Genomic DNA, 17462 nt, shown 5'->3' with positions numbered 1-17462 from the left:
TTTTAATGGTGAAATAACCATAATAAAAATCTTTGGAGAAAATGATTGTGATAGAGATGTTGCTAATAATATGTATATCAAACTCAATTTTCTGGAATCGTTTTCTACATTTGGCACGATACTAAAATAAGAAAATATCAAAAAAATTGGGGTTCTAGGCTGTGCTTAATCAACATAAAAAGTAAAATTTGTGGTTGAATTTTATTCATATTTTATTTCTACTTGGAAAAAATCAACAAATGCTATAAAAAAGAAATATAAATGTTAATATTATTTCTTATCAAATAAAGACCTTAAAAATTAGTCATTAAAATTATGAAGCTGACATTTTTTCAATCCATCAAGGCGAAATTGCTGAATATTGTTCCACAAGGAATGATGATGAATTGGAGTGCGTTTGATAAAAGTTTACTAATATTATTATTGAGTGGGCTAGATCAAATCGTATGGCTCGTGTGGTGTGTTTATAGCTATATCACACCAGAAGTTCGTGAATGGATTCGTCCTGATTATATGTTGCAGCGAATTACTGAAATTAGTATCACGATTGGTCTTACTTTTATTGGTTTGCTTGGTCTTTATAAATTTCGTCATATCAAACTTTTAAAGCAGATTACACCACTGACAGTTATTTCTATATTTACAGTGGTGTATATACATGCAGCATTTTCTATAGGAATAACCAGCCCAACGACTATTGGGGGTTATATTAGTATTGTCTCTTTAGGATTCTTATTTATAGAACGCAAATACATCTATATTGTCATTTTTCCATCAACAATCGCATTGTTGTATTTGATCTATTTAAGTGCGATTAACCAAATTGAATATGCGCCAGTATTTAGTGAGAAATTAAACACCAGTAATATTTATAAAAATACATACTGGGTTGGAAGTATGGCATTCCTATATTTCCCAATATTTTTTATGTGCACAAGCTTATTTGAAATACTGTTAAATCAATGGAGAAATAGGGAAAAGGAAATTAAAATTATTAGTGAAAAAGATGGATTGACTAACGTTTATAACAGAAGAAGCATTTCTGAAAAGCTTTCGATGCTAGATAAACATGAGCTGTCTTATTCAATTGTCTTATTAGATTTAGATCATTTTAAAACGATTAATGATAGTTATGGTCATGATATCGGAGACCGTGTACTGCGTCGTGTCGCTTCAATTTTGGCACAAAATATTCGTCATAAAGATATGGTTGGACGTTTTGGCGGTGAAGAATTCATTTTAATTTTAAATGAAGATAATTTGAGTGTGGTGAAAGAAGTTGCTGAGCGGTGCCGTCATCAAATAGAAAAGACTGAAGTTCAAGTTCATAATGATTTATGTATCAGTATTACTGCAAGCTTAGGTATAGCTATTGGAAATCAAGAAGATAGTCATGAAAATATTGTCCGCTTAGCTGATCAAGCTTTATATCTGGCGAAAAGTTGTGGACGAAATCAAGTAAGGCATCATTTAGAAATCGTATAAAATGAATCGTTTCATTATAAGCGAATAAAATACGGTAATATTGTTAAAATGCTACCTATTCCCACTAAAAGCATAGTATTTTCAACAAAATAAGTATAAGTCATGAGTAAAATGCCAACGACAAATGGAACAATAATTTTTTGTTTCTTTCCATATATAAAATAACCTAAACCAATAGATCCAAATAGGACGCCGAATAATAGTTGAGTACTGTTCATGATTTGACTCTCAAAGTGTTAAATGCTTATAAATTTTAAAGATTAAAATTTTCTTAATTTTTACAATACTATCGTTTTTTGATGCTTAATATCTTTTTGATAAAATACATGATTTGCATTGAGTCAAAAGTGTCTTTAATTAGATACTATAAATTATATTTACAAGATTTTGGAATATATAAAAATGACGACGATTTTACCTGTAGCCCAACGTGGTGAAGCGATTTTAAATTTAGTTGCTGCACCAGTAATCGAAACAGAGTTTTCAAGTTGTTGGCTAAAAGAGTTGTCTAGAGCGATGCATTCAACCATGTTAGAGCGGAATGGTGTTGGGATCGCAGCGCCGCAGGTTTATATCTCGAAAAGAATGATTATTGTTGCTTCTCGTGCAAATCCAAGATACCCAGATGCACCTGAAATGGATGCAATTGTGATGGTTAATCCTGAAATTATTCAAAAATCAGCACACGTCATTTTAGGTGAAGAAGGCTGTCTAAGCGTTCCAAATGAAAGAGGGCAAGTTGAGAGAGCAGAGCAAATTACCGTGCAATATTTCACCTTAGATGGCGAAAAAATAACACAGGATTTCACGGGCTTTCCAGCTCGAATCATACAACATGAAGTGGATCATTTAGATGGGATATTATTTATAGAGCGCATTTAGCGGACGGTATTTATTACACTTGTGCTTCACATCATTTTATCAACACACAGTTAAAAATTGCTGTAACTGTGTGTCTGATGCCGTAGAAAATTTCTGGATATTACACACTTAATTAAAAGATTAGCTTTGATTAAGCATGAGATTTTGTACGTTGTAATGCCTCATTCCATAAAGTTAAATGATACTGCCGTTGATCATCACTCATATTGGGTTCAAAGGCTTTATCCAATTTCCATGATGCTGATATTTCACTTAAATCATTAAAAATTCCCACTTTTAATCCTGCCATGGCAGCGGCACCCCAAGCGGTTGATTCCAAGAGTTTTGGACGTAAAACAGGCACATTTAAAATATCAGCTTGAAATTGCATCAACATATCATTTTGGCTTGCACCTCCATCAACACGTAACTCTTTTAACGGTTGTGAAATATCAGACTGCATTGCTGTTAAGACATCGGAAACTTGAAATGCAATAGATTCTAATGCAGCACGGGCAATGTGAGACTTGTTTGTGCCACGAGACATTCCGCAAAGTAGGGCACGTGCATCACTATCCCAATGTGGTGCACCCAGCCCAGTGAATGCAGGAACGAGTACCACGCCATCTGTATCAGTCACTTGGCGAGCTAGACTTTCAACTTCAGCACTATTTTCAATAATTCCTAAGCCATCCCGCAACCATTGCACAATAGCACCAGCCATAAAAACGCTACCTTCAAGTGCATAGTGTGCTTGGTTTTGACAACTCCATGCTAAGGTTGTCAGTAATTGATTTTTACTAAACTGGATCTGAGTACCTGTATTAAAAAGCATGAAACAACCTGTACCATAGGTATTCTTTGCTGTTCCTGCTTCAAAACAAGATTGACCAAATAAAGCGGATTGTTGATCACCTAAAACACCACAAATTGGAATTTCTGCACCCAATAAACCAGAAGCAGTATCTGCTATATAGCTATCAGAATGAATAATTTTAGGAAGAACGGATGTAGGTATATTAAATAATTCAATTAATTCAGAATCCCACTGTTGAGATTCTAGATTCATCAACATGGTTCTAGAAGCATTACTGGCTTCTATTACATGCTTAGAACCTTGTGTTAAATTCCAAATAAGCCAACTATCTACAGTCCCAAAAGCAACATGACCTTGTTCAGCAAGTGCACGTAAACCATCGACATTTTCCAATAACCAAACTAACTTTCCTGCACTAAAATAAGGGTCAATTCTTAGCCCTGTTTTTTTATGAATTTTAGCAGCATAGTCATTTTGAATAAGTTGGTTACACCAATCTGTTGCACGCCGGTCTTGCCATATAATTGCCGGTGCAAGTGGGCGTCCACTGCGCTTATCCCAAACGATGGTTGTTTCTCGCTGATTTGTTAAACCCAGTGCTTTGATGTCTTTGGCAAGTAATCTCGCTGATGCAATGGCTTGTTGAACGACCCCAATTTGTGTTGTCCAAATTTCCATAGCATCTTGTTCAACCCAACCTGAGTGCGGTGTCTTAATTTGTGTTTCTCGCTGGGCAGATGCATAGACTTTTCCATGTTCATCAAAAATAATTGCTCTGCTAGAGGTCGTTCCTTGATCAAGTGCGAGTAAATAGCTCATCTTTTCTTGTTTTAACTCTTGTAAAATGTTGATAGTAACGTAATTATATAATTAAACGCGTGATTTACTATAACTGTAATGAATTATCTGCATAATTTATAACAGTTATGTTATGATAGCGTTGTTATCTGGGGATGTTATTGGCTTCGACGCTGATGATGAAGCTCATAGATGCATGCCGAGAGCGCATTTTCTCTCGTAAATCAAATTTGCATATTTTAGTCGCAAACGACGAATCTTACGCTCTAGCTGCCTAAGGGCAGCTTGTCCGCTTCACTGAATACTTGTGGTTAGTGAACCCGACTGTAGCGCACGCACACAAGTCCGTATAAAGTCAAGCCTCGGGGCTTTGTACTAAACTTAGAGGATCGCGTTTTGTACCCTGTTCGTCGGGTCACTTAATGTTAAAATAATTGACGATATCTAAGCATGTAGTATTCTCGAGTGTAGTGTTGGCGGACGCGGGTTCAACTCCCGCCATCTCCACCAAATACTTTCCAAAACATGGCAAAATATGCCAAGTTTTAAAGGCAAAAGGCTTGAATCCTAAGGGTTTAAGCCTTTTTTCTTGCCTAAACATAACCGAACATAACTAGCTATAGTGTACAATACCGTGTACACTGTCTTGTACATTGCACATTTTATTGAACTGACTGGTCTACAAGCCGTGAAAAGATCAGAAATAAAACGCCGTCCTTTGTCTGATACTACAATTGCCAATCTCGAAGCAGAAGAAAAAGAATATCGGGAGTTGGATAGAGATTTAGCAAATAAGAAAGAAAATGCCATGAGTTAGAGTAAATAAAGTCGCGTTTGATGTACTGATTAGAGAATGGTTAGATGTAAATAGATACTTGTTACAAGATACAATGCCCACTAAATGATGGAGCAGGGAAATACATTTTAAATCACTTCCTTTGTTAGTTGTTTGTAGTTGTGATGAATAGATATGATTTATAAAGAATCTTGCTAATTGGTTGATGTTTATTACTAAAAATATAGTTTTTTACTCTTTGACATTTTCTTTGACATTTTCTGATTTAAAAATTGACTAAATATATGAAATACAATATTAATATTTTGACATTTTCTTTGACATTTTTTCTGACACAATATGCCTGAACAAAGTAAAACATGGATAAATGATACTACATTAAAAGTCATGACTTACAAATCAGGCTTTTTTACTTTCCAATTAGGCTTTGAACCTAGCCAAGTTCAAGCAATGCTTGATCGTGTCAATGATTCACAAAATCGCTTTAATAAAACTCCAAGTCTTCCTTTAATTATTGATCAAGTACAAGATAAGGTATTAGCAAGCAGTATCTACAGTACCAATACTATTGAAGGTGGGCAATTCACAGAACAAGAAACAGCGAATATATTAAAACAAGACCCTAAGACGATTCAAAAGTCAGAAGAAAGACGGTTAACCAATTTAAAAGAATCTATTGAGTGGATAAAAAAATCCAGTTCAAAAAAATTAAATCCTACAAATGGAAAGTCTTTTGAGCTTTCTACGATGTTTCAACTACATATACTTGTATCTCAAAATTTAGAAGATCAGCATAATCCAGCAGGTCAGTTGCGAAATAATCAACCAACTCAAAAAACAATCGTTGGTAATGATGCTCATGGTGGTACATATAGGCCGCCAAAATGTATAGAAGATATTGAATATCTTATTCAAGCATGGGTAGAGTGGTTAAACAGTCCAAATATAATCAACCAACCTGTGATCATTAGAGCGGGGCTAGCACACTATTATTTTGAGTTAATTCATCCATTTTGGGATGGAAATGGACGTACTGGGCGTTTAATTGAGATGTTTATACTTGAACAATCAGGATATAGATTTAGTTCATCCGCTATTTGGAAATACTATCAAACCAATATTCATGAGTATTTTGCTTTATTTAACCTTTGTAGAAAACAGGCTGATAAAAAAGAAGGCAATGCTAATCAACCACTTATTGAATTTATACTAAATGGCATGTTTGAAACCATTGAGTATTTACATGATGAAAGCAACAAATTAATAAGCTTTTTGCTTTATCAAACCGCGTTAAATAATGCCAAATTTAGTAAAGAAATTTCAGATCGGCAATTTAACCTTATTCATAATGTAATGAGAGTCATTGGGGAAAGTCATAAATTTTTGTCAAAAGCAGAACTTTATCGTATTTCACAAATTCAAAGTTTATATGATGGAAAGACCGAAAGAACATTTTATAGGGACATCGATAAACTTGTTGAGCTAAGCTTTTTATTTGAACAGGATGGTTTGATTATTATGGGGAATGAATACAATAAATGATCGCTTTAATAGAGCATTTACCATAGTTTAACTCAAGGAAAGGTATTTGAAATACTATTCTTATTTATACATTTAAAGACAGAATTTCTATTCTACAATCGGAGTTAAGTTCTCATTTCACCCATTTACTGGGCTGAATTATCCTGAATGGCAAACCGTTTGTATCCTCATCTCCATCTCCGTTTTATCTAGCCAATTCAAAAGTGCATTCATCTTCTTATGTGAGAATGAATCTTGAACTGTATCGACTTTTTATACCTAAGCCATATCCTGTGATTCATATCTTAAACGTTGAATCGTTTGAGCTAGCTTAATTTCTAAATCATTGTGCAATAAGGTTATACGAAAGATTAAATTTTTAGTTATGTTTTACTTTTTGAAATATCAAAAAAATAGATAGTTTTTATTAAAAAATATAAATTGGATAAATCTTAAAAAATAACCAATGATGGAGACATAAGCAATTTAGTAAGGAGTACTAAAAAATGGACAAGAAGATTAAAGTTGTTGTGATTGGTGGCGGTATAGCAGGATTGGCACTGACGACACAATTGGTGAAAAACCAAAATTTAGATGTACATCTGTATGAGGCGGCAACACAATTTTCTGAAATTGGTGCAGGAATCTCTTTTGGCGCAAATGCTGTGAAAGCGATTCATTTATTGGGATTAGGGAACGAATACGAAAGTATCGCAGATAAGGTAAAAGCACCCTTTACAGATATTTGGTTTCAATGGCGTAACGGTTATACAGATGAGTATTTATCAGCTTCTATAGCGCAAAATGTAGGCCAGTCATCTGTACATCGTGCAGATTTTCTAGATACATTGATTCCATTAGTTCCACAGAAAAATGTGCATTTTAATAAGCGTGTACAAGAAATAGATGCTACCGATTCTCAGGTTTCAGTTCAATTTACAGATGGACAGCAGATCGAGTGTGATTACTTGATTGGATGCGATGGTATTCATTCTATTGTCAGAAATCATGTACTTGATTCGCATCAGCTCGAACGTATTCGTCCTGAATTTTCTGGAACGTGGGCGTACCGCGGCATTATTAAATTTGAAGATTTTCAAAAAACAATAAAAGAGCTTGGTAATGACTTAGCGTTAGCTGAAGTACCACAAATGTTGTTAGGAAAAGATAAACATATTCTTACTTTTCCGATTCGTCAGGGAGAAGAAATTAATATTGTTGCCTTTAAATCAGATCGTAGCCAAACCACATTACCAGAAAATACGCCTTGGACTAAACCAGTTTCTAAGCAGGACATGTTAGATGATTTTGCAGATTGGAGCGACAGTTGTAATGCATTATTGAATCTGATTGAACATCCAACGATTTGGGCACTGCATCAGACAGCGCCTCTAAGTACTTATAAAAATTTAAATCAAAATGTGATAGTAATTGGTGATGCTGCACATGCCATGTTACCGCATCAAGGAGCGGGTGCAGGGCAGGGTTTGGAAGATGCATTGATTTTGGCCAATTTACTCGCTCATCCACAGCTTAGTGTAAAAAATATTAAATTGGTGTCAAGAATCTACGAAGAAGTGCGCTTGGAGCGTGCGGTTAAAGTTCAAAATACTTCACACGAATCAGGTGAAATTTATGAGCTTTATTCAGCGGATTATCCAAATTTTGAAACAGTGGGTGAACACTTAACTCATCGTTTTGATTGGTTATGGCAACACTCACTTGAACAAGATATTGAAAATGCTACAGCGGCTTTGCAACTCGATATAGAGCAGCAGCTCAAAATGGCAAGTTAGGTCTCTAAAATAAAAAATTGCAATCTATATGACCAGGGAGGTCTGTAATGCAAAATATTAATGCAAATGAAGTCATTGATCATGCTCAATTAAAAGCGATTCATTGGCGTGTAATTTTATTGAGTGCGCTGATCATTATTTTTGATGGTTATGATTTAGTTATTTATGGCGTGGCACTTCCAAAGCTGATGGTGGAATGGAAAATTGATAGCATCACTGCTGGATTTCTTGGCAGTATCGCTTTATTTGGGATGATGTTTGGTGCAATCATTTTTGGTAGTCTTAGCGATAAACTCGAAGGTTATGGATTTAGTCGGAAAAAATTAATTATTTTATGTATATGTTTATTTAGTAGTTTTACTTTGCTATGTGGTTATGCTGCTAATCCTCAAAGTTTTGGTATTTTCCGTTTTATTGCAGGGCTTGGTTTAGGCGGTGTTATGCCCAATGTGATTGCATTGATGACTGAATATGCACCTAAGAAATTACGTGCAACTTTAGTTTCATTGATGTTTAGTGGTTATGCCGTGGGAGGAATGTGTTCAGCTTTATTGGGTATGTGGTTAGTTCCACAATTTGGTTGGCAGATTATGTTTCTTTTAGGTGGAGTTCCACTATTATTAGTTCCTCTGATTTGGTTGTTACTGCCAGAATCAATTGATTATTTGGTGCGTAATAATAAAACTGAAAAAGCTTTTCAAATTCTTAAAAAAATTGATGGTCGTCTTATATACAATGCCCAGACGAAAATTAGTTTACATCATGAAAATCAGACTGCATCTAAGACCCCAGTAAAAGATTTATTTGCTGAAAACCGTGGTCCAATCACACTCTTATTTTGGGGAAGTGTATTTATGGCACTGGTTCTCGTCTATGCTTTAGGAAATTGGTTGCCTAAACTAATGGTTGAAGCTGGCTATGATTTATCTACGAGTTTGGTTTTCCTTTTAGCTTTAAATATTGGAGGAATGTTGGGTGCGATTGGTGGTGGCTACTTAGCTGATCGTTTTAATTTAGCTAAGGTGTTATGTACGCTGTTTTTGAGTGGTGCGGTTGCATTATTTTTACTCAGTTATAGTTTACCTACTTTTATTCTGTATATTTGTATTGCAGTTGCAGGAGCAGCTTCTATTGGTGGGCAAATTCTATTATTGGCGTATATGTCTCAATTTTATTCATCCAATATTCGTGCAACGGGCTTAGGGATGGCTTTAGGTGTTGGACGGCTAGGTGCTATTTTGGGGCCGATCTTGTGTGGTTGGTTGCTCAGTTTAAGTTTACCTATTCAATATAATTTTATTGCACTTGCAATTCCTTGTATGATTGCAGTAATGAGTGTTTCGATGATGTATTTACGTCTGAAAAGAACAAGATTAAAAACCTCAATTGTACAAGTCTAAAGACGAATCGGGGAAGGAAACTTCCCTGATTTTATCGAGATATTTAAGTTGATTGATTTAAGCCTGATAAAAGTTTTTATTATTGTTTATGAAACTAGAAATATTAGTCACGCGGCTGAACGGTTGAATTTAAGCCAACCTTCCGTGACTTATAATTTGAATCGTTTACGTAAATTTTTAAATGATCCTTTATTTGAACGAGATAAGTTTGGGGTTAAGCCGACTAAATTGGCACAAAGTTTATATCCAAGTTTTAGCCAATCCGTTGCTGAAATCGAAATGGCGATTAGTGCTTCACAACGTTTTAATCCACACACTTCGAGTCGAATATTTCGTTTGGGATTATCTGATTTGGGGGAAATATGCCTACTTCCTTCACTCATACAATATCTTTCTAAAGAAGCCCCATTTATAAAGATTGAAATAGAAGAAATACAATCGAATCAAGTAGAACAATGGTTGATTGATGGTTTCTTAGATGTTGCGGTATTTAATAGTAGTTATACCGTCATGCCAAAAATAGAATCACGGAATTTGTTTGAAGAGCGTTATATGTGTATTGCACATAAAAAGCATCCACGTATACAACATCAACTAAGTTTAGAACAATATTTAGAAGAGAGACATGCTGCAATTAAATCATCTACAGGGCATATTGAGATTGATCAAAGGCTTAAAGAGTTAGGTTTAAAAAGAAATATTATGCTTGAGCTTCCACATTTTAGTGTCTTACAAGATGTTGTTACTCATTCTGAATTATTGGTTACGCTCCCTTCGCGTGCAGCGAAAGTATATGAACGTAATAGTGATGTGAATGTTTTTGAATTACCTTTTACAGTTAAGCCATTTAACATCAGTGCAAATTGGTACAATCATCGTGATGATTTGGAAGCCCGTACTTGGTTTATTCAAACATTACAAAATATTTTTCAGCGTTTATAAGCATTGTTGTGTATTTGAATGTTGAAGACGACCAATTGATTCAACGTTATATTTCTTGCTTGATTAAAGTTCGCACAGTCTAAAAATTCTTAAGCGTTCTTTTTCTTCGATCTAAAAACTATACACAGCACACGCTAATGTTTTTAGATTATTTTAAAAAACAATTGATTATATAAATTTAAATTTTATAAATACTTTTTATAAAAATTACAGCATAGAGAGCTGAATCATTGAGCCATCGATACTAATCATACAAATGGCTCAATGAATATTAAGGGAACATTTTTGAACGTAAATTTTCTAAACGTGTTTGATATTGTTTTTGCCATTCAGCATCAGGGAGTTGGGCTTTTAATGGCTCCATTTCATGTTGTAACTGATTTAAGGCTTGCTGATACTGGTTGGCTTGTTGCTGCTGCTGTACTTCACGTTGGTCTCGTTGTTGAATATCTTGTCGTTCCTGTTGCGTGAGATAACGCTGTTGTAATTCCTGCTTTAAACGCTCTGTTTCAGCAGACTTATTTTGACCTTGATTGAGGAGGGTCACAGCCTGCTCATAAAGCCCGATTTTACTTTCCTGTTGATTGGTATTTGGGTGTTGGCGTTGTAATTCTTCAAAAGCTTTTAAACGTTGCTCAGCACTAAGGTTCTGATTTTGTGCTAAGTCTTGGTATGCAAAACGATAATCTGCATAATCACGCTCTTGTCCAAAGCCAAGCATAGCTTCTGCTTGCCCCAAAGTTTGTTCTCTTATTTTCCATAAGGTATTAAAACGTTCTTTGGGTGATAAAGACGTTGATAATATTGTACTTTGCATACGTTGTTCATATTGCGGCATACGTTTTATTAGATTCTCAACCAATTGTGCAAATGTCTGATCAGGATAGTTTGCTAATGCTTTGGCTAGTGCAGCATTACAGTCTTCTACATGGCAGTTTGCATTGAAGTCATTGAGAAACTGGGTGATATTTCCCGGTTGTTTTTGGAGCGTTTGTAATTGTTTCAATAGGGTTGTTTGGAGGAGTTCATCCTTACTTTTATTTGTCATCGTTTCATCGGTCGTATGCGTTGATGATGAGTCAGGTGATGATGGCTTTGCTTGCTGGACTGTAGCGGAAGAGGCTGTGCTCTTCCAAACTACAATGGCAACCAAGACCGCTAAAACAATAATAATTGTTAGCAATAGTCTTTTATTCATACAGCTTTCCGTTTCATGGACTGTAATTAAAATGTCCCATTACAGGGAAATGATCCGAAAGATCCCATGTCATATACAATGGGTCAGCTGTAGTACGCAAAATGCGAACATCATTACGAGATTGTGTCGGTTGACGATGCGTATTTGAAGCTACGACATAGTCGAGATATTCAACAGCTGTACCACCTGAGCCTGCTGCACCTGCCAATTTATTAACACGTGGGTCAAAAGTAGAGGCAGTATAGCCTGTGCTGATCGGTGCTGTTGCATTCAGATTGGTCAACATATTTTGATAGTCTTGCGGCCATAACAATTTATTGACATTAAAATCTCCGCCCATCAATACAGCATCAAAACTCGGGATGTTTTGTTGATTGACCAATTGGCGAATTTGTTGGAACTGAACTTGACGAAGAGCACGTGCTTCATCTGTATCAAATGATGCAGTATGTGTTGAAGTCACATGGTAAGCCTTACCATTTTTAATGATCTCAGCATACAATACGCCTTTATCCGCAAAACAATCTGTTCCTGAACAATCTGGGTAGATCAGCTGTGCTGTTTTGACAATTGGATAACGGCTGACGATGACCAAACCACTGTCAAATAGGTTATATCCTGAACCCACTGGGACATGAGTTTGATATGGATATTGTTGAGCCAATTGATTCAACATACCTGTACGAGAAGAAGCAAAAGCCTCTTGCATCATAATGACATCGTAACCATTCAAGTGATTTGGTAATTCAGCCAAACGCTCACTAATCTTGCTCGCGACCATTGGTAGCGCATAAATATTATACGTCAGGACTTTTAATTCATCAGCACTGTTAGAAACAGGTTCTTGTACTGTGTTTTGATGAATTGTGTAATGAAAATCATCATAGCCACCCGTATATTCAGCTTTAACAGCAGCTTGAGCAGATAAACCACCATAAGTTGTGTTGAGACGATAGACACTACGGTCTGAATACCACGGTGAAGTGGTTGATGCTGTTTGAATACCGTGTTTAATGTTACTGCCAGACCATGTTCCAGTCATGCTTTGTTTTAAAGTAATTTTAGAACTACCACTACTGATAACAGTATCAAAGTTATACGTTTTTCCAGATTTTAAACCTGTATAACGGTTTATACGAAGTACACGTTTCGTTTCGTACGGAGCAATTTGTGTTGCTTCCTGAGCCCACTCATTTCCTTGTTGTAAAATATGTGTACCTGTTTGAGTGGCTTGTATCGTTACTGTTTGTGGCGTGGTATTGGTCACAAATACATAAGAGTCAGCCAGTGCGTTTTGCGTTGCAAAACCTCCCACGAGTAGCGCTACTCCTGCGCTTAATTTTAAGCTCTTCAGCCCCATAATACATCTCTCCATAACGTTTAATTATTTGCGAACAAAACATAATCAATAATTTTTTAAATTATTCATTAATGAAAATTTTATGATTTTTATTTGTTCGAAAATTATAATAATGAAAAAATGTTGCTAAATCATTTAAATTTTCGGTTATTCATCTGATTTTATATAAAACAATATGTTATTGATAGTTTTCAATATGATAGGAGAAAAGTAACGAAATATTTTTTGAAAAATAAATTAACAATGATTCATAAATGAAAATGGAAAAGTAACGCTTCATTGAACTAAGGAATAAATGAATAGAATTTAGAAGTTAACTTGTACAGTAATCATTGTTGGATTTTATCTGAATATCCAAGAGCTTATATTGCCATCAGTAATATAGGTGAATAGATATTATTTGAAATGAAGCTTAAGTTTGTTTGGTTTTCAATTGTTCAAATTAAAAATTGTGGATTAAAAATAATTTAATAGGGAGTCATAAGACCCCTAAATTATAGATCACTTATTTTGCAGATAACGCATAACAGTATAGAAGCGTACAAAGATTGGAAGGTTTCTGAATTCAGAAACCTTCCAACATAGGTATTAAAGATGTTTTTGGAAGAATGGGATAATTTTTTCTAAAGCTTGAACGACAGGCTCTGGCTGATCGTATAAGTCGTAATGACTTGCACCTTTAACAACAAGTAAATTTTTATCTTTAGATGCTGCTTTGCTAAATAATTCATAACCATCACGATATGAACCAAACCCTCCAGGAACATCGCCAATCACGATCTGTAAAGGTTGTGTGAGCAGATGATCTGCAAGGTGAAATGCATCAAAACCAAAAGCAGCAGCTAAACCCGAAAAAAGTAGTTTATTCGGTGCACCATCCGCCTGACCACGAGGGGTTCTGTAATAATCCACAGCTTCTTTGATATCAATATCGTTTAATCCAGCTTGTTCACGTTCTTGTTGTGAATTTGGAGCGTATTGGGTAATAAATGCATCCGCACCACGTGCTTCGGCAGTTCGTTGTGCGGTAATTGCTTCTAAAGTTTTAATTGCTGAATCTGGTGATAGATCACCTTCACGCATAATACGACCATAATTTGCAGCAACAACAGTCACAACTGCTTTGAAGCGTCGTTCAGTCATGGCAGCATTGGCACCACCGCCACAAATACCTAATACACCAATACGATTTTCATCTACATAATCGAGAGTTGTTAGATAATCGGCCGCACAACGAAAATCTTCTACACGAGTCGCAGGGTCTTCTAAAAATCGAGGTTCACCACCACTTGCACCTTGATAAGATGCATCAAAAGCCAAAGTAATAAAACCAGCCTCTGTAAGTTTTTCACCATAAATTGCACCTGACGTTTGTTCCTTACAACCGCTAATCGGATGAGCACATACGATAGTTGCATATTTTTTGTTTTCATCAAAATCTTTTGGAAAACGCATGGTTGCAGAAATATCGATATTTTTATTTTTGAAAATTACAGTTTTCATCATTTTATATCCGAGAGGAGGACTATGTTGTGGAAATAAATATAACACTGGAAAGTTATCTTGATTAGTTGTTATTTTGTGATTGTTTTTAGAAGTATTACTTATGAATAAAAATAAAGTAATAGCTTTTTATTTAATGTAAATTATATCTAGACTCAAGCTATTTTTAGTTTGAACGATGTGTAAATAGCAGCTCTCGGTTGCTCAAGCAATATAGGAATTTTCCCCGTGCATTTACCCAGACTTTTGGCTGTGCTCCAAAAATATTTAGAGAAGTTTCAATCAAAACGGATCGCACGTTTGAAGAGAATTTATGAAAAAATATTTTAACTCTTATTGTTGTAAATGATTTCTAAATCTCTAAAAGGACATTGAATGGTTATTTTAAGTATGCAAATAAATTTAAAGAATTTGAATAACTCCGTTCATATGAAATTTTGGTCATAGTGTCTTTGGCATGTTGCTCATTTGGACTGTGATACCCAGTTATTAAAATTATTTGAACCCATCCAAGAGCGTTTTCTCTCTGAATTTTTTTAATTGTTGAGTTTTCTAAAATTTTCTGCGAGAGAATGCATAAATATTGATAAAATGAATATTATCTAAACAAGTTCTTGTCTACGATGTAGATATAAATTAAGCAATTTTTATTGGCAGTCAAAATGAGTAAAAAAGGGTCATCAATTACTAGAGTTTTAGACATTATCGAAGCGATTTCTACAGCTAAACATCCGCCTACACCCTTAGACCTTGCCATTCAGTTAGATATTCCAAAACCGAGTATTCACCGGTTATTACAAACCTTAGAACAAGAAGGGTTTATTAAAAATGATATATATGGAGGGTATATTGTCGGTGACCGAACTTATAAATTACTGATGAGTTCTTGGGAACAAGAACCAAGAAAGATGGAACGACTGGCTATACTTCAGAAACTTTCAGATCAAATCAATGAAACTTGTGGGATTGCGATACTAAGTAATAATCAAATGCTGTATACAGATCGGGTACAAGCAAATTGGCCATTACAAGTGTATTTGCCTGTTGGTTCAACGGTTCCTTTATGGTGTACCTCTAGTGGAAAACTATTTTTAAGCTTTCAGCCAGAAAATAAACGTAAGAAAATCTTAGAATATTTACCCATTACACAGCTAACCAAAAATACAATTACCGATTCCGTTTTACTCGAACAAAACCTAAATGATATTTTTCAAAATCAATTGGGAACAGATAATGAAGAATTCATTTCAGGGATGGTGGCTTGTTCTGTGCCGATTCAAAGGAAAGATACCATCGTTGCTTGTTTATATACTCATGCACCGACGATACGAAAGTCTTTAAATGATTTACTCGCTTTTGAACCCTTGTTACGTCAGGCTGCAAATGATCTCAATCAGCTTATTGATTTTGAATAAAAAAGATTGAATAAAAATTGAATAAAAAAAGAGCAAATAGCTTGGCAATTTGCTCTTTTAAGTGAAATAGTTTAGTTCAATGTTGGCATTGAAAATTGTGCGCCCTCACGAACATTGGCTGTAGGCCAGCGTTGGGTAATGGTTTTACGACGCGTATAAAAACGAGCGCCATCAGGCCCATAGGCATATAAATCACCAAACAATGAACGTTTCCAACCACCAAAGCTATGATATGCCACGGGTACAGGTAGCGGTACGTTTATTCCAACCATTCCAACTTTAATGTGATCACTAAAATAACGTGCAGCTTCTCCATCACGAGTATAAATACAAGTTCCATTGCCATATTCATGATTATCAATCAGATCCATAGCTTCTTGCATGGTTTTTACTCGCATGACTTGTAAGACAGGGCCAAAGATTTCTTCTTTATAGCTGATCATGTCCGATGTCACTTGATCGATTAGCGTTGCGCCGACATAGAAGCCATTTTCATAACCTTGTGGTGCTGTATTTCGACCATCAACTACAATTGTGGCACCTTGTTGTTCTGCACTGTCGATATAGCCTACAACTTTTGCTTTATGTTGTGCTGTAATCACTGGGCCGAAATCATTGGTTTTGTCAGAGAATGGTCCGTATTGAAGTTTACGAATAGCGTCAGATAACTTAGAAATCATTAAATCTGCAATATCATCACCGACAGCAATCGCTACTGAAAGTGCCATGCAGCGTTCACCAGATGAACCAAAAGCGGCACCTAATAACGAGCTAACAACATTATCGATATCGGCATCAGGCATTACAATCGCATGATTTTTTGCACCACCTAGAGCCTGGCAGCGTTTACCTGTAGAAGTCGCTGTTTGATAGATATATTCAGCGATTGCTGTAGAACCAACGAAGCTCACCGCTTGAATTCTCTTGTCATACAGTAAAGTATCTACCGCTTCTTTATCGCCATTAACAAGATTCATCACCCCATCAGGTAAACCCGCTTCTTTGAGTAATTGAGCAATAAATAGGGTAGCAGAAGGATCTTTTTCTGACGGTTTAAGTACAAAGGTATTTCCACATACGATTGCCATTGGAAACATCCACAAAGGCACCATAGCAGGGAAGTTGAAAGGTGTAATACCTGCGACGACACCTAAAGGTTGAAACTCACTCCAAGAATCAATTGATGGCCCTACATTTTTACTAAATTCACCTTTTAAAAATTCAGGGGCGCTGCATGCGTATTCTACATTTTCAATTCCACGTTGCAACTCACCAGCAGCATCATGCACAATTTTTCCATGTTCTTGGCCAATTAAGGCACAAATTTGATCTACATTTTGTTCGAGCAATTCTTTAAATTTAAACATGACACGTGCACGTTTAATCACGGGGGTATCACGCCATTCTGGAAATGCAGCTTCTGCGGCAGCAATTGCGTGTTCAACTGTGGTTTTACTGGCAATAGCAACTTCTTTGCTGTGCTCACCAGTTGAAGGGTTATATACAGGTTGAGTTCTTGTATGATCGTAGTTGAGCTGACCATTAATTAAATGTCCAATGATATCCATGT

General features: G+C 35.7%; 13 protein-coding genes, 1 other RNA gene and 1 pseudogene. 9 read left to right on the top strand and 6 right to left on the bottom strand.

Annotated elements, in window-relative coordinates:
- Positions 1-381 precede the first annotated feature (381 nt).
- A complete protein-coding gene (locus CDA10_RS02365) occupies positions 382-1485 on the top strand; it encodes a GGDEF domain-containing protein (protein ID WP_157909337.1) in 1104 nt (367 codons plus the stop codon).
- Between the two features lie 14 nt (positions 1486-1499).
- Here the strand turns inward: CDA10_RS02365 and CDA10_RS02360 are convergent, their stop codons facing one another.
- Entirely contained in the window at positions 1500-1703 is a 204-nt protein-coding gene (locus CDA10_RS02360; protein ID WP_089603908.1) for an amino acid transport protein, read from the bottom strand.
- 184 nt (positions 1704-1887) lie between these two features.
- On the opposite strand from CDA10_RS02360, the gene def reads away from it, so the two are divergent.
- Positions 1888-2367, top strand: a complete 480-nt coding sequence (gene def / locus CDA10_RS02355; RefSeq protein ID WP_089603907.1) for a peptide deformylase — start codon at positions 1888-1890, stop codon at positions 2365-2367.
- A 130-nt stretch (positions 2368-2497) separates the two neighbouring features.
- On the opposite strand, the gene glpK is transcribed toward def, so the two are convergent.
- Complete coding sequence (glpK, locus tag CDA10_RS02350; RefSeq protein ID WP_089603906.1) at positions 2498-3982, bottom strand: glycerol kinase GlpK; 1485 nt, start codon at positions 3980-3982, stop codon at positions 2498-2500.
- Positions 3983-4112: 130 nt separating this feature from the next.
- Between glpK and ssrA the strand changes: the two genes are divergently transcribed.
- The 6 genes and pseudogenes from ssrA (at position 4113) to CDA10_RS02320 (ending at position 10416) form a co-directional block, all read left to right on the top strand.
- Positions 4113-4471: a transfer-messenger RNA gene (gene ssrA, locus CDA10_RS02345) on the top strand.
- A gap of 178 nt (positions 4472-4649) precedes the next feature.
- Positions 4650-4739 (top strand): annotated as a pseudogene (locus CDA10_RS16960) (Arm DNA-binding domain-containing protein); the annotation flags it as partial.
- 357 nt (positions 4740-5096) lie between these two features.
- Positions 5097-6299 (top strand): Fic family protein, encoded by a 1203-nt coding sequence (locus tag CDA10_RS02335; RefSeq protein WP_089603904.1) that lies wholly within the window; start codon positions 5097-5099, stop codon positions 6297-6299.
- Positions 6300-6784: 485 nt separating this feature from the next.
- Positions 6785-8074 (top strand): salicylate 1-monooxygenase, encoded by a 1290-nt coding sequence (gene salA / locus CDA10_RS02330; RefSeq protein WP_089603903.1) that lies wholly within the window; start codon positions 6785-6787, stop codon positions 8072-8074.
- Positions 8075-8121: 47 nt separating this feature from the next.
- Complete coding sequence (locus CDA10_RS02325; protein WP_089603902.1) at positions 8122-9474, top strand: MFS transporter; 1353 nt, start codon at positions 8122-8124, stop codon at positions 9472-9474.
- 51 nt (positions 9475-9525) lie between these two features.
- Positions 9526-10416, top strand: a complete 891-nt coding sequence (locus CDA10_RS02320; RefSeq protein ID WP_228704584.1) for a LysR family transcriptional regulator — start codon at positions 9526-9528, stop codon at positions 10414-10416.
- Positions 10417-10687: 271 nt separating this feature from the next.
- Here the strand turns inward: CDA10_RS02320 and CDA10_RS02315 are convergent, their stop codons facing one another.
- From CDA10_RS02315 to CDA10_RS02305, 3 genes are all read right to left on the bottom strand, one after another.
- Complete coding sequence (locus CDA10_RS02315) at positions 10688-11614, bottom strand: lipase secretion chaperone (protein WP_089603900.1); 927 nt, start codon at positions 11612-11614, stop codon at positions 10688-10690.
- Positions 11615-11627: 13 nt separating this feature from the next.
- Positions 11628-12974 carry a sphingomyelin phosphodiesterase gene (locus tag CDA10_RS02310; RefSeq protein ID WP_089603899.1) on the bottom strand — a complete coding sequence of 449 codons (1347 nt, stop codon included), beginning with the start codon at positions 12972-12974 and terminating at the stop codon, positions 11628-11630.
- Between the two features lie 588 nt (positions 12975-13562).
- Positions 13563-14477, bottom strand: coding sequence for an alpha/beta hydrolase (locus CDA10_RS02305; RefSeq protein WP_171333936.1), 915 nt, complete (start codon positions 14475-14477; stop codon positions 13563-13565).
- Positions 14478-15139: 662 nt separating this feature from the next.
- On the opposite strand from CDA10_RS02305, the gene CDA10_RS02300 reads away from it, so the two are divergent.
- A complete protein-coding gene (locus CDA10_RS02300; protein ID WP_089603897.1) occupies positions 15140-15892 on the top strand; it encodes an IclR family transcriptional regulator in 753 nt (250 codons plus the stop codon).
- Between the two features lie 71 nt (positions 15893-15963).
- Here the strand turns inward: CDA10_RS02300 and CDA10_RS02295 are convergent, their stop codons facing one another.
- A complete protein-coding gene (locus CDA10_RS02295; protein WP_089603896.1) occupies positions 15964-17460 on the bottom strand; it encodes a CoA-acylating methylmalonate-semialdehyde dehydrogenase in 1497 nt (498 codons plus the stop codon).
- Between the last annotated feature and the right edge of the window lie 2 nt (positions 17461-17462).

The sequence above is a fragment of the Acinetobacter piscicola genome (assembly GCF_002233755.1).
GTDB classification, from domain to species: domain Bacteria; phylum Pseudomonadota; class Gammaproteobacteria; order Pseudomonadales; family Moraxellaceae; genus Acinetobacter; species Acinetobacter piscicola.
This window is presented reverse-complemented; position numbering and strand designations above follow the sequence as displayed.

Bases quoted from the DNA above. Each gene is read 5' to 3' on its own strand.
- CDA10_RS02365 (WP_157909337.1), top strand. From the start codon at position 382: ATGAATTGGAGTGCGTTTGATAAAAGTTTACTAATATTATTATTGAGT.
- CDA10_RS02360 (WP_089603908.1), bottom strand. From the start codon at position 1,703: ATGAACAGTACTCAACTATTATTCGGCGTCCTATTTGGATCTATTGGT.
- def (WP_089603907.1), top strand. From the start codon at position 1,888: ATGACGACGATTTTACCTGTAGCCCAACGTGGTGAAGCGATTTTAAAT.
- glpK (WP_089603906.1), bottom strand. From the start codon at position 3,982: ATGAGCTATTTACTCGCACTTGATCAAGGAACGACCTCTAGCAGAGCA.
- CDA10_RS02335 (WP_089603904.1), top strand. From the start codon at position 5,097: ATGCCTGAACAAAGTAAAACATGGATAAATGATACTACATTAAAAGTC.
- salA (WP_089603903.1), top strand. From the start codon at position 6,785: ATGGACAAGAAGATTAAAGTTGTTGTGATTGGTGGCGGTATAGCAGGA.
- CDA10_RS02325 (WP_089603902.1), top strand. From the start codon at position 8,122: ATGCAAAATATTAATGCAAATGAAGTCATTGATCATGCTCAATTAAAA.
- CDA10_RS02315 (WP_089603900.1), bottom strand. From the start codon at position 11,614: ATGAATAAAAGACTATTGCTAACAATTATTATTGTTTTAGCGGTCTTG.
- CDA10_RS02310 (WP_089603899.1), bottom strand. From the start codon at position 12,974: ATGGGGCTGAAGAGCTTAAAATTAAGCGCAGGAGTAGCGCTACTCGTG.
- CDA10_RS02305 (WP_171333936.1), bottom strand. From the start codon at position 14,477: ATGAAAACTGTAATTTTCAAAAATAAAAATATCGATATTTCTGCAACC.
- CDA10_RS02300 (WP_089603897.1), top strand. From the start codon at position 15,140: ATGAGTAAAAAAGGGTCATCAATTACTAGAGTTTTAGACATTATCGAA.
- CDA10_RS02295 (WP_089603896.1), bottom strand. From the start codon at position 17,460: ATGGATATCATTGGACATTTAATTAATGGTCAGCTCAACTACGATCAT.